9 protein-coding genes and 1 pseudogene are annotated in these 13,930 nt (G+C 57.1%); 2 read left to right on the plus strand and 8 right to left on the minus strand.

The window, feature by feature from the left end; translation table 11 throughout:
* Positions 1-115 precede the first annotated feature (115 nt).
* From QP982_RS08820 to QP982_RS08830, 3 genes are all read right to left on the minus strand, one after another.
* Complete coding sequence (locus QP982_RS08820) at positions 116-871, minus strand: class F sortase (protein WP_005511695.1); 756 nt, start codon at positions 869-871, stop codon at positions 116-118.
* Between the two features lie 9 nt (positions 872-880).
* Complete coding sequence (locus QP982_RS08825) at positions 881-3,877, minus strand: VaFE repeat-containing surface-anchored protein (protein ID WP_284870434.1); 2,997 nt, start codon at positions 3,875-3,877, stop codon at positions 881-883.
* Positions 3,878-4,816: 939 nt separating this feature from the next.
* Complete coding sequence (locus QP982_RS08830) at positions 4,817-5,464, minus strand: hypothetical protein (protein WP_049171148.1); 648 nt, start codon at positions 5,462-5,464, stop codon at positions 4,817-4,819.
* Between the two features lie 519 nt (positions 5,465-5,983).
* Between QP982_RS08830 and QP982_RS08835 the strand changes: the two are divergent.
* A pseudogene (locus tag QP982_RS08835) lies at positions 5,984-7,173 on the plus strand (IS3 family transposase); the annotation flags it as partial.
* 111 nt (positions 7,174-7,284) lie between these two features.
* Entirely contained in the window at positions 7,285-8,208 is a 924-nt protein-coding gene (locus QP982_RS08840; RefSeq protein ID WP_016421889.1) for a siderophore-interacting protein, read from the plus strand.
* Here QP982_RS08840 and QP982_RS08845 read toward each other — a convergent pair.
* The 5 genes from QP982_RS08845 to QP982_RS08865 form a co-directional block, all read right to left on the minus strand.
* Positions 8,205-8,999 carry an ABC transporter ATP-binding protein gene (locus QP982_RS08845; RefSeq protein WP_016421888.1) on the minus strand — a complete coding sequence of 265 codons (795 nt, stop codon included), beginning with the start codon at positions 8,997-8,999 and terminating at the stop codon, positions 8,205-8,207. The genes QP982_RS08840 and QP982_RS08845 overlap by 4 nt on opposite strands.
* Complete coding sequence (locus QP982_RS08850) at positions 8,996-10,048, minus strand: FecCD family ABC transporter permease (RefSeq protein ID WP_016421887.1); 1,053 nt, start codon at positions 10,046-10,048, stop codon at positions 8,996-8,998. Before QP982_RS08850 ends, QP982_RS08845 begins: the two co-directional genes overlap by 4 nt.
* Positions 10,045-11,040 carry a FecCD family ABC transporter permease gene (locus tag QP982_RS08855; RefSeq protein ID WP_222865141.1) on the minus strand — a complete coding sequence of 332 codons (996 nt, stop codon included), beginning with the start codon at positions 11,038-11,040 and terminating at the stop codon, positions 10,045-10,047. The genes QP982_RS08850 and QP982_RS08855 overlap by 4 nt, the downstream gene beginning before the upstream one ends.
* A gap of 51 nt (positions 11,041-11,091) precedes the next feature.
* Positions 11,092-12,048, minus strand: a complete 957-nt coding sequence (locus tag QP982_RS08860; RefSeq protein ID WP_016421885.1) for an iron-siderophore ABC transporter substrate-binding protein — start codon at positions 12,046-12,048, stop codon at positions 11,092-11,094.
* 841 nt (positions 12,049-12,889) lie between these two features.
* Positions 12,890-13,930: an aspartate-semialdehyde dehydrogenase gene (locus QP982_RS08865; protein WP_284857925.1), complete on the minus strand. Its 1,041-nt coding sequence runs from the start codon at positions 13,928-13,930 to the stop codon at positions 12,890-12,892.

Genomic DNA, 13,930 nt, shown 5'->3' on the forward strand with positions numbered 1-13,930 from the left:
TGCGACTGCCGGCGCCGCCGTTGTTCGACGGCGTTCAACAGCCACAGCCAATGAAATTGGTCAACTAGTTGAGGCTGAGCCCCAGCGCCCTAGTGCTCTGATCTAGCGCACTGGATTAGCGCACTGGAGTGGCCTCGACGATGATGTTGTCGGCGTAACCCAAGGTGCCGCCGACGAACTCGCCTCCGCAGGTGATGAGGACCAAGCGGTTCTCACCAACTGCGTCGTTGACAGCCTCGGGCATCTGGGCGCCCTTGACCACCTGGATTGGATCCTTGCTGACGGTGAAGTCTCGGCTTTCGCCATCTACCTTCACCGTGACAGTGTCACCAGCCTTCAGGTCAGCGAAACGTGCAGCGTAACCATCGCCCTGGTCCACCTCATTGACGTGGCCGGTAATGACGGACGATCCAGCAGCACCTTTCTCACCGGGAATCGCGGAGGCGGAATACCAGCCCAGGCGCGAAACGTCGGTCGGAGGAATCAGAGATCCCTGATCAGTCAGCTGAACGAAATCAATCGGAGCCGACTTACCGTCAATGAGCATCTCCATCTCGTGCACAGCTCCCCGAGAACCCTGTGCTGGAGTGGGCAGATTCTCTTGCGCACCTTCGAGCGCCGAATCATTGCGGTGCAGTTGGGCAATCACCAGCAGAGCGATAACGCCGATTAATGCGATAGCGGCGATATACACCCTTGGCTGCTTCCACCAAGGCACGTCCTGCAGGTCTTCGACTTGGCTGTCGGCCGGGTCTTCGGCCTGGTCAAACGGATCAACGTGGTCGAGTGCGCCAGTTTCGGTTTCCGGTTCGATGCCTGGTGTGTTTCCAGGTTCCTTGCCGGTCTCGTCCGAGCCAAACTGATCAGTCATGGAATCTCCTTAGTTGGTGGCTACCGTCGGCAGAGCGTGAGTAGCCAAACCGGTCGGGCCAGACGGAACCGAACTAATTGCACGTCGTTCCGAGTTCGGAGCCAACGGCTTTCCGTGGTTCTTCTGCTTATCCTGGCCAGTGCCACCGATGATGGTGACGTTGGTGTTGTTCTGCTCCGAGTGCTGATTAATCACAGTGGTCGGGGTGGCAGAGTCGCTGGTAGGTGCAGAGGAATCGTCGTTAGGCGTGTTCTGCTTGCCCTCATCCTTTGGATGCTCAGATGGCGTGTTCTCCGGGGTCTTGCCGTTCGTGACAGTCTGCTCCGCAGAGTTGATGTCCTTGTGGACAGCAACTTCCTTGCCATTGGCATCGGTCAGAGTCTCGAAGGCAACCTGAGAAGCGCAGTCGCCGTCGGTGATGATGATCGGAACATCAACCGTGCCGGCGGATGCCGTCGGCACAAAGTGCAGGCGGCTCCTAGCGCCAGTGGACTTGCCCGTCTCCTTGCACATCAGCTCACCGGTCAACGTGTACTTCGTGCCCGGCTTCAGGCCAGTGAAGTGCACGGTGTCGATGACGACAGCACCCTTTTCAACCAGAGCCTTGCCGGCAATACCGGCAGTAGTCGTGATGGCTGGGTTGTCCTCAGACTGCGCTGGGGTGCTCGGGTGGTTCGGCTTTTCCGGCTGGGCAGGCTTCGTCGGCTTGGACGGCTTTTCCGGCTGGGCAGGCTTCGTCGGCTTGCTCGGCTTTTCCGGCTGAGCGGGCTTAGTCGGCTTGCTCGGCTTCTCCGGCTGGGCAGGCTTGCTTGGCTTGGTCGGCTGAGCAGGCTTGCTTGGCTTGCTCGGCTTTTCCGGCTGAGCGGGCTTAGTCGGCTTGCTCGGCTTGCTCGGCTTTTCGGACTCGGACTTAGACGGAGTTGTCGTCTCAGACGGCTCTTCCGGCTGTGTCGTCTCCGGCTGCTCGGACGGCTCATCCTCGCTCGGAGTTACCGGAACGGTGGACGTGGTCGGCTCAGTCGAGCTGGTCTCCGGCGCGGTCGTCTCCTCGGACGGAGTTTCGCTTTCCTCAGTCGGGGTGTCTTCCGGCTTCTCCGGAACCTCTCCAGTCACGGTCTGGCTTGCGTCATTGATATCTGCGTGGTCAGCGATCTCATTGACCTGACCAGCGCTTTCCTTACCAGTCGAGTCGACCTCATCAGAGGTCAGGTGCTCGAACACGACAGCCTCAGCAACAGGAGTCTTAACAGAGTCAGACACCTCAAGAGTGACAGTCACAGTACCGCTTGCCGACGTCGGCTTGAACGTCGCCTCGCCATGACCAATCACAGAGCCATCAGCCTTATTAACCAGTTCACCGGAGAGGGTGTAGTTCTTACCAGGCACCAGGCCCTCGAAATGCACGGTGTCGACAACCTTGGCATTAGCCTCAATGCGGTTGCCCTGAAGCTCGGCTACCGTGCGCAGCTCCGGCTCCAGCGGCGTATCAGCTGGCTCGCTCGGCTTAGACGGTTCGGTAGTCTCAGTCGGCTCGGTCGGTTCCGTGGTCTGCGACTCAGTGCTGTCAGTCGGCTCGGTCGGTTCCGTCGGAGCGGCCGGCTTCGTGGACTCGGAGGTGTTAGGAGTAGTCGTCGAAGAGCTCGGCTGCTCTTCGCTTTCCGACGTCGCCGGAGTCTCAGACTCACTGGTCTCAGAAGTAGTGGTCTCGCTGGACGACGGCTCCGTTGTCTCCTCGGTCGTCGGGGTCTCTTCGGAGGTCGACGGCTGCTCCGGCTTTTCGCCGTGAACGGTCTGAGCTGCGTCGTTAATGTCCTCGTGGGAGGCGATCTCTACCCGCTGACCATCGGTGTTGTCCTGGCCATCGGCGGTGACCTCTGTCGAGGTCAGCTTTTCGAATGCAACAGCAGCGGAAACCGGCTCATCTACATCATCGGAGACGGTAATCATGACAGCCTGCTCACCCGAAGAGGTCTCCGGAGTGAATTCCACGCTGCCGGTACCCAGGATGCGATCAGCATTGGTCTTGTCCACCAGGGTGGCGTCCAGGCGGTAGTTCTTACCCGGAACCAGGTCGGTGAACTTCACGATGTCCTTAACCACAGCGCCCGCAACAATCTTGTTGCCGTTCAGGCGAGCCTGAGTGGAGATCGACGGCTTACGCGTGGTCGGCTTCTCCGGCTCGGATGGCTTGGTCGACTCGGACGGGGTCGTGGTCTCCGCAGGCGTGGTCGGAGTAGTCGGCTTTTCCGGTTCGGTTGGCTTTTCTGGCTCAGACGGCTTCGTCGGCTCTGCCGGAACTTCACCGGAAGACGGAGTGACATTATCAATCACGATGATGTCTTGTTTCTTACCATTGTTGAAAATGTAGCCAGTGCGGTTCGTACCGTCGACGGTGTCCTGACCGACGTTAGCCGGACCAGTGAGGTAGTCGTAGACAGCCTTCGTCGATGGGTTGTGAATGCCCTTGGAGAAGTCAATGTCATCGGAGAAGTGCCACAGAGCGAATTGAGTTGCGTTATTGGCGTCCAGCACATTCAGACGTCCTTTAACTCCAGCTGCCTTCCCCAGTTCATCCAAACCAACAGCTGGAGAACCGTGGTGCGCAATCCAGTTGAGCTTCCGGTATCGGTCAAAGTCGTTCCGCAGCTTGTTATTGGTATCTGTACTGCGCGAGAACTGACTGAAGTTCTGCACACGACCGGTGTCATACAGATCACCGGCGACGCTGGCCTCAATGCAGTAACCCATTTTGTGGCTACCAAATGGAGTTGCAGCCTCGTCAAATGCCGCAATGAGTGGCCCAAAATCACGGACATTTCCATTGGCTTCAACACCCTTAACTGTTCCAGGAACACTCAAAATCTTCTGGATCGTCAGGGTTTCGCCAGTGTCTTCTGCCTCCTGCGCATGCGCAATTATTGGAGATTTAGCGAAGAAAAGAGCGAGCACAGCCACGAAGCTAAAAAGCGCCAACCAGCGCTTCTCGTTTGTAAAACGACCGAACATGAGCCCTCCCCCTTCCTTCGATTTCAGTGCGTTATACACCTTTCGCTACCTTTCCAGCCTTCAATTAACAATCAATGACCACGCATAAGCGTCTCCAGCCCCCATCACAGGTAGCCCAGTTGACATCGCCTTCTAATTCTCATTTATAGCGTTGGCCGTCCCCGAATATAACAAATACATTTTATGTTTGTTGAGCCATTTAATTGCCACCCCTATTGTCTTTTATTTCAATGTCAATAATTGTTGTTTGCATATTTTTTCTGGGGTGGACATTTGGACACCACACACATGCCGAAGTTCCACCTTTCGCCACGACACCTAGCCATTCAACCCATAAAATCACGATTAACCTGCGCATATGAAGTTTTTTCAATGAATCCCCGCCCATTAATTTGGGTTAGAATGTCTCCCATGTCACGATTTTCATAATTGTGAGTTACGGCACAAATGACACCCCACCCCCACCTAATGAAAATGCAAGCCAATAAATCTCTAAGAGCAAAAATGATGTCTCAAGACTATTTACAAAAGAATCCCCGGACATCATTTAATAAGCCACATAATTGTGTGCTAATTGCGGCTGCATAAATAATCGCCTCTCCGCCCCAACCTCTCCATCCGCGGTTAATAGACAAAAATGGGTCTGATTCACGGCATTCCAACAGATCACGTTATGTAAAACGCGACTGAATAGGGGACTGCAAATGTGAAACTGTGCGAGTTTATGACGCTTTCAGGACATTTTTCGGGCCATTTTTGACATAAACGCAGTCAGTAACTCGGATCGACCCAACGTCGCCAGCTATAAACACAAAAAAGCGCCTCCCCACTCCGCAAGGAGTGAGAAGGCGCTCGTGCGCTGTTACGTATTAATAGCTGCGAGAGCTAATAGCTGCGCAGTGTCGTTGTAGTGCAGTGCCTAAGTCAGCTTAAACGGCCTTAGATAGCCTTTGCACCGGTGAGGTCCAGGTCGACTGGCAGGTTGTCACCCGCACCGTCCTCGGCCAGCAGGCCACCCTGGTTGTTGCCGCCGGTCTGGGCACCCTGCTCCTGGCCGCCAGTCTGGAGGCCACCCTGGTTCTTACCACCGGTCTGGAGCCCCTGCTCCTGGCCGCCAGTCTGAAGGCCGTTCTGATTCTTACCGCCAGTCTGGAGCCCCTGCTCCTGGCCTCCGTTCTGCAGACCCTGGTCGCCACCGACGTTCTGCAGGCTCTGATCCTGGCCACCGGTCTGGAAACCGGACTGACGCTCACCAATCTGGCCCTTGTCGTTAACCTGATCGCCGCCGACCTTGTCGCCCTTGTCCAGCTTGTCGCCGCCAATCTGGTCGCCACCGTTCAGCTGATCGCCGCCAGCGTTCTGGAGACCCTGGTTGCCGCCAACGTTCTGCAGAGCGTTGTCCTGATCGCCACCGACGTTCTGCAGACCCAGGTTGCCGCCCTCAGTCAGAGAGTGGAAGTTCGGGAACAGTGAGTCGACCTGAACCAGTGGGCCCTCCGGGAAGTTCACGTTGAACTCAGGTACCGGCAGCGGAGCCGGTGCTGGCAAGGAGGAAATCAGTTCGCAGATATTGCACAGGTTATCCATGATGATCCTTTAGAAAAATGAAGTGTAGATAAATGGTGTGGCGCGATGCCCAGAGCTGAAGGTAAAGGGCTTCTCGCCTTCTCCTTTGCGGCCACTGCCGTGCTCACACGAAAACCGTACCGGTGATGAAAAACGGTCACAATATAGAAATTCGACCCACTTCAGCCCGGAAATTGGAAACAGAATAACGGCGAAATTTAACCTGCACTTATGCCCAAACGTCGCATGTCACGGGTCACATTGCTAGCCGTTTGGTCACCCCAAACCAGGCTCGCCTTTTCCAGCAGAAAAGCCTCGGCACCTAATGAACTGCTCCCCATTAGTTGGACTGAGAAATCAGTTACCGACTAGTGGGGAGTAGTTGTCATTGAGAGCACGAAGTTCGCTAAGTGAATATCAGCGCGAGCAGTTGGTTGAACTATTTGAGCAAGGCATGGGTTATACAGCCGCTGCCAATGCCCTTGGTGTCTCCAAGTATGCCGCCCGTATGCTCTGTCGTCGGTTTAAGCTGCATGCAGGCTATGTCTTGTGGAGAAACCGACTAAGCAGCAGTACTCGTTCGAGATCAAGAAGGAAGTTGTCCAACGCCACCTTGCTGGCGAGACAGCGATGGATCTTGCACGTGAATTTGGCCTGTCATCACAGCAGCTGGTCCGCGGGTGGTCGTGGAAATGGCGCAAAGACGGCGATGACGCGTTGAAACCGAAGCCGAAGGGCAGACCCAAAGGATCGGTCACGCCGAAGCCGCTGTCGGAGGAAGACAAGCTGCGTGGCGAAAACGAACGGTTGCGGGCCGAAAATGCCTATCTAAAAAAATTGCGGGACTTGAGGAATCAGGGACGCGCCTGAAAGTCCAGGCGATTGTCATCCTCAAGTCGCACCACCGCTTGGAGTACCTCCTAGAGGCAGCAGGTATGCCACGGTCGACGTTCTTCTACCACCAGAAACGACTCAGTAAGCCAGATAAGCACGCCGAGCTCAAGCAAGCGATTCGGGAAAGCTTCGAGCGTAACAAGCATCGCTACGGCTACCGACGAGTGCTACTTGACCTGCGTAACCAGGGGTGGGTGGTCAACCACAAACTCGTCTACAAACTCATGTGCGAGATGGGGCTGCGAGCCAAGATCCGCCAACGTAGACCTTATGTTTCCTACACCGGGACGATCAGCCACATTGCCGACAACAAGCTTGACCGCAAATTCACCCCGGATCAGCCAAATACCGTCTTTGTCAGCGACGTCACCGAGTTCAGGGTTGCAGGCCGCAAGGTCTACCTGTCACCGGTGATGGACTTGTTCGACCACTCAATCGTTGCCCACACTGTGGCTACATCGCCGTCGACAGCGTTGACCACCGATTCTTTGCCCAAGGTGATCGCGGCGTGGGCACCTGAACCCGGGTGGATGATGCACACCGATCAAGGTTTCCAGTACCAGCATGCCTCGTGGCGTGACCTGATCGGCGACAACGGCGGTGTTCAGTCGATGTCGCGTAAAGCCAACTGTTACGACAACGCGGTCATGGAGAACTTCTTCGGCCACGTGAAAACCGAGATGTACCACGGAGAAGTCTTCGACACGGTCGCAGAGTTCAACCAAGTAATCGACGAATACATCCAGTGGTACAACACCGAACGCGTCCAACAACGACTCAAGGGCCTGACCCCGATGCAATATCGAAATCAGACCCTTGAAGCCCTAACCGCCTAGAGTTAAACCAGTCCAACTTTCGGGGACCAGTTCACCTCGGATCCCCGCGGGGCTTTTTCTGCCCCTCACCCTTTCACTTTTGCTTTAGGTAAGGGTAAGTTAACTCCCACTATGACCTCGAACCCAGTTACCCTGAACACTCCGACGAACACTTCCGCCTACCGCGCGGCCTTTTCTGACCACCTACTCTTGGCCGCCCCTTCTGAACCGCACCATCGAATCATCCGCGCCACTGTTTATGACGTCAGCGCCCCGGCAGAAAACCTGCAGAGGATTGTCATCCGCTCCCCCGAGCTAGTCGGCTTTCAGCTTTCCGGCCCGGACGAATTCTTTGGCCTCTTTATGCCGGCTAAGCCCGGCGAGAATCTCCATTTACCCCTCCACGGAGGTGGCGCCAATATCCGCGCAAGCGTTACAGCCATGCCGGAGACCCAACGCCCAAATTTACGTTGGTACACCGTACGCTCACTCGATCCCGAGTGCGGACAGATAACTTTCGACGTGGCGACACATGGCGTCAAAAATCCAAAGGATGAGCACGTCGGACCAGGGCTCGCCTGGGCTCTTGCAACTCGTGTTGGCGACCAGGTAGGCATCTGGACATGCCAGGGCCTCTGGCACCGCGCGCAAAGTTCACAAACACTTATCGCAGACCCATCTGCCGTACCTTCCGTTCGCGCCATTTTGGATTACGCGGATGCGTTTGCCCCGGAACAGTTGCGCGACATACACCTCGTAGTGGTCGCCGAGAACCATGGTGACCTCGAGCCATCCCTCGTCGCCGACTGGGAGAGCAAGCTGGGCAGCCTAGAAGTGCTGTTTAGCGCTACAACGGACTTCAGCACGGCAGTGATGTCCCACCTACAGCAACTGGACCGTGCCGAACACCCCGCAACACAGTCGAAGTACGTCTGGGTCGCGGGTGAAGGACAGCTCTGCAAGGAAGTACGGCGCCACGCAATTCACACCTGGGGCCTCAATAGCGAATCCGTGCAGTGGTGCCCCTATTGGTTCCTAGGCAGGGCACGGCCTTAATTAGCCACAATCCCTCGCGGCACAATAATCGGAGCCATACCGCGGGGATCTTCCCACACCTCGGCATTCAGGCCATATGCCTCGCGCAACACATCCACCGTCAGAGCCTCCTTTGGAGAACCCTCGGCGATCTTTTCCCCTTCCTTCATGACGATCATCTCGTCGCTAAAAGCTCCCGCCAGGCCAAGATCATGAAGTACGGTAATCACCGTCTTGCCCTCTTGAGCGAGCTCCCGCACGATACTTAGAATCTCTATCGCATGTGCCGGATCTAGGTAGGTAGTCGGTTCGTCCAACAGCACAATTGGCGTATCCTGCGCCAACACCATCGCCATCCAGACCCGCTGCCGCTGGCCGCCAGAAAGCTCCGCCACGTCGCGGGCAACAAGATGGTCAACCTTCGTCTTCTTCAGCGCCTCGCGCACTTTTTCTTTATCTTCTGACGCCGTCGCTCCCCCACCCCAGAGCGATCGACGATAAGGGTGCCGTCCGCGCTCCACAAGTTCTCCAACGGTCAATCCCGCCGGACACAGCGGGTGTTGTGGCAAAAGCGCAATTAGTTGGGCGGCTTCGCGCGACCGCAAACTATGCACGTCCTTTTTCTCTACAAGAACCCGTCCTTCGGCGGGAGCAAGCAGCCGAGAAAGCGTCTTGAGCAACGTCGACTTGCCACAACCATTGGGGCCTAAGAGCGTGGTGACCTTCCCGGGCTCTGCAGTGAAAGACACGTCCTTAACAATGCTTGGGCCGTCGTTGTAGCCCACGGTGACGTGATCAACTTGAACGTTCATTGAACCATTCCTTTCAGAGTTCCGCGACGGGCCGCCAACCACACAAGCAACACCAACGCGGGGCCACCGATGATGGCAGTAACCAAACCCACAGGGGATGTAAATGGCAGTGCGCCCGCCACGACGGCGCACGCAGCTAATAGAGCAGCGCCTGCAAAAGTAGAGCACAACGGATGGGGCGTGGGCGTTCCGGCCACCAGCTTGGCCAGCTGAGGAGCCAATAGTGCCACGAATCCAATTGGGCCGACAAAGGAAACCACCACCGCGACAATGCCCGTTGCGGCAATGAGCAAAATAGCGCGCACCCTCGTGACATTTACCCCAAGTGTGGACGCGGTGGCGTCATCATGAGAAAGAAGAGGGACATCGCGCGTAACACAGAGGCCTAAAACTACGAAGGGCAACAGGCCCAACACCATAGGAAACAAAGCTTCCATACGCACAAAGCCGGTAGACCCAGCGAGCCAAGTTTGGGCATCCGTGGCACGAGTTAAGTCAGCCCGGAGCAGGAGATACTGCACTAAAGACTGCGTGAGGAAAGACAGTGCCAGGCCGATGACCACTACGCGCTGCGACGTCCCGAAGCCACCGAGTAGAACGAGCAAACCAACGATCACTAGTGCGCCAAGCAAAGCGAGTGCAGCACGCCACCAGAACGTCGGCACCCCCTCACTCCATGCAGGGCGGGTAACTACGGTGCCCGCCACAACCAAAACCGCCGCGCCGCCGGATACACCGAGAATGTCCGGGCTGGCCAGCGGATTGCGGGCCATGGTCTGAGTCCACGCACCTGCCAGCCCTAGAGCCGCGCCGACCAGAACGGTAGCGATTGCTACAGGCAGGCGGAGATCCCACACCACGTTGATTGCTTGCTGTGTGCCCCCACCGGTGAGAACCTCGATGACTTCCATCGGGCTGAGCTTCACCGCTCCTTGCCCCAGGATTAAGCAGTAACAAAGAGCCGCTATGAGGGCGAACCCTGCCGAAGCCGCCAGGACGCGTCTGCTTCGTGAACGCTTAATACTACGGATAGACGTCATATCGCTCATATCGTCAGCTCCGAGTCATTCGAGGTCGGTGAACTCTTCTTACGTCGCACCGCCAGAATCATCACTGGGGCACCGACAATAGCTAAGACAATGGACATTTCCAGCTCGTTAGGCTGCAGGACGAAGCGGCCCACAATATCGGCTAGCAACACAGCCGCGCCACCAACAATGCCGGTCGGCAGCAAGAGGCGAGTCAGGGACGGGCCGGTAAACGGGCGTAGTAGGTGTGGCACGGCGAAGCCCACGAATGTCACAAGCCCCACAGTGGCTGTCGCCGAGCCGGCGAGGATGATCACCGCTGCGGCAGCCAACAAGCGGGTTCTCGTGGGCGAGCTGCCAAGGGAACGGGCGGAGTCCTCTCCCATCGCAAGTAGATCCAGCGGGCGTGCTGCAAGCGCACCACATAGAGCACCTAGTGCTAGACCTAAAGCAGCTAAGGCCACGTCTTCCATACCCCGCCCAGCTGTAGAGCCAACGGTCCAGCGGCGGAGCCCTTCCAGGGTGTCGGAAGAATAGAGGCTCAGCATATTCGTGGCCGCTTGCAGGGCGAAGGTAACTCCCACGCCCACGAGTACCAGAGTTAGCGGGTTACGCGATACGCGGGAAATCAACAGCACGATTAAGGCAGCGACGGCCGCCCCGACGAGCCCTACAAGTGTCCGCTCCCCGACCGTCGTTGCCCAGCCCAAGGTCAGTGCCGCAGCGACTGCGAAACTTGCTCCAGCGTTCACGCCGATAATGCCGGGATCTGCCAGGGGGTTGCGGGTCCAGCTCTGAGCAATGGCACCCGCCATAGCCAGGGCTGCGCCTGTGATCACAGCCAAGAGGGTGCGCGGAACGCGCAAGTCCCAAATGATGCCGGATTGCGTAGATGGGTGCGGACCATGCATGAGGATGCTGGTCACTTCGCCAATGGAAAGATCTTTGGAACCCAAGTACAGGGAGGCAAGCAGCAGCAAAGCCAAGCCAACGAGTGCGGCCGAAGTAAGCAAACGCCGGGAAAACACCAAAGAATGTCGAGTTCTTGAAACGGACACTTTCAATTAAATTGCGTCAGAGAACTTGTCGACTGCCCAGGGGATGGTCAATGGGTTCGGCATACTCATTGCATTGCCCACGTTTTCGTCCATCCAGCGGACCTTGCCTTCGCGAACAACGTCCAGCTTGCTGAATGTTGGATCCTTCTTCAAGGTATCGGCGGCACCCTGGTAATCAAGGATGAAGAGGTAATCGACGTTGTTGAGGTCGCTGTAGTTCTCAGGTGCGATGTCGCGGTAGAACTCGCCCCCGTTACCTTCGAGCTCCTTCGGGATCTCGAAGCCCAGACTCTTGATAAACTGCCCGCGACCGTCACCGGAGGTGTACAGGCCGATCTTTCCCTGATAAGGCATGACGATAGCCGCACGCTTGCCTTTGAGCTCAGGGTGCTGCTGTTGGAAATCATCGAAGGCCTTCTGCGTTTCTTCGACGAGTTTGTCGCCTTCTTCTTGCTTGTCTACAGCGCCGGCGATCTGGTTGACCTGATCCCGCCAGGGGATCTGCCAGTCCGTGGCACCGTCTGGCTTAACGGTGGTTGGGGCGATGTCATTAAGCGCCTTCTTCGCCTGCGCGTCTACGGCAGAGTTCACCGCAATGATCTTGTCCGGATCAGCGGCGGAGATCTTCTCCAGGATTTCAGCAGTGAATCCGTTGGCAGTACCGTAAACCACTTCAGGCTTGTTGTCGCCGAGCTTTTCGGTAGCCCATGGGCCGACGCCAGATGCATCAACATCTCCCTCAGCACCCCAGGGCGCTACGAGGACTGGTTGGATGCCTAGAGCGAGCAAGGTATCGCTGTCTCCCAGGCCAACTGCGGCGATGCGCTCGTCCCCGGTGCCCTCATTTTTTGACGCCGCCGCGTCGTCGCCTCGGGAGCAACCAGACAGAACAAGAGTGGATGCTGCCAAGACAGCGGCGGTCTTCAGCGCCGCTCGACGGGTCAGCGAATTGTTTCGAAACATGTGAAAGCCTAACGCGTAAGGAACTCTTTGAAACGCTGTAAAGTACCCGTAGCCCCAAGAGACTGATGGCCTCTTTCGGCTACGGCCAACACAGCAATCGGGCCTATATTACACAGATAAGGCTAACCACACAACAGGCTACCCTAAGTTAGTCCGCTTCCTGCTCGGCCGCTACCGACTCCATCGCCGCCCTGGCCACCGTCGCCACGCTGGCCACCCGACGCCACTCTGGCCACCCTAGCCCCCCTGGCCACTGTCACCGCCCTGGCCACCCTAGCCACCCTCGCCACCCTGGCTCTCAGTGCCGAGATGCTCGCGCTATTGCAACTCGTGGCACCAACTGTCGGAAAAGTTGCACTTCGAAGGTCGAAATGTCGCTAGAACGGGAATCTGTCAGCACAGGCGCGCCTCCGAATTTTGCGACAATTCCCTGACCTGCAGTTTTGCGGAGCTGCAAATCAGTGTCTTTAACGCATTCCCGTTCTAGCGACATTCACCCCTGCTAGCGCCCCAAATACGGCGCCGTCGGCCACGCATTCCCAGTCTAGCGACGTCTGCACATCCTCACGCCGCCAAATAGGGCGCCGGCGCCTCCCGTGACGCAATCCCCCCCCAGCACTGCGCTCGCACAATCTCACATTCCGCTGGCGCTGCAGCCAAGCGGAAAGCGTGGGCGTCAATAAGAAAAAAATAGGCCCCCTACCGCAACAAATGTGAACTGCTCCCCATTAGTTGGACTGAGAAATCAGTTACCGACTAGTGGGGAGTAGTTGTCATTGAGAGCACGAAGTTCACTAAGTGCCGAGGCTTAACTTTTTACGCTTTTAAGTACTGCGGTTAACTACTTGCCCGCGACCAACAGCTCCGCAATCTGGATGGTATTTAGCGCAGCGCCCTTACGCAGATTGTCGCCAGAGACAACCATCACCAGGCCACGCCCCTCCGGAACCGACTGATCGACACGGATACGACCCACCAGGGACTCATCCACACCAGCGGCAGCAAGCGGATTCGGAACGTCGACGACCTTCACGCCCGGCGCGGACTCCAGCAGCTCAGTAGCCTTCTCCACGGACAGAGCATTCTCAAACTCAGCGTGGATCACCAGCGTGTGGCCAGTGAACACCGGAACACGCACACAAGTACCAGCAACAGCCAGCTCCGGGATAGACAGAATCTTGCGGGACTCATTGCGGAGCTTCTGCTCCTCATCGGTCTCCAGCGAACCATCATCAACAAAGTTGCCGGCCACCGGCAGCGCGTTGAAAGCAATCGGTGCGACGTACGGACCGAAGTCCTCCGCAACCAGAGCCGAGCCATCAGTGGTCAGCTTCTCCAGGTTGTCGATGTTCTCGCGCACCTGGCCAGCCAGAGTATTCACGCCAGCAAGGCCAGAACCCGAGACCGCCTGATAGGAGGACACACGCAGACGCTGCAACCCGGCCTCGTCGTGAAGCGGCTTGAGCACCGGCATCGCGGCCATCGTGGTGCAGTTCGGATTAGCGACAATGCCCTTCGGGATGTCCTGCAAAGCATCCGGGTTGACCTCGGAGACCACCAACGGGACCTCCGGATCCTTACGCCACGCCGACGAGTTATCAACAACAACAGCGCCAGCAGCCGCAAAACGCGGAGCCTGCTCCTTCGACAGCGTGCCGCCAGCGGAGAACACCGCGACATCAATGCCCTTCAGATCCTCGTCAGAAGTAGCCGCGACATCCTCGACAACAATCTTCTCGCCGCGGAACTCCAACTCCTTGCCCGCACTACGAGCAGAAGCGAAAAAACGAACCTTATCGGCCGGGAAATTACGCTCCGCCAGAAGAGTGCGCATCACACGACCAACCTGGCCAGTGGCACCAACAACAGCAATCGTGGTCAT

It is taken from the genome of Corynebacterium sp. MSK019 (genome assembly GCF_030232425.1).
GTDB classification, from domain to species: domain Bacteria; phylum Actinomycetota; class Actinomycetes; order Mycobacteriales; family Mycobacteriaceae; genus Corynebacterium; species Corynebacterium jeikeium_D.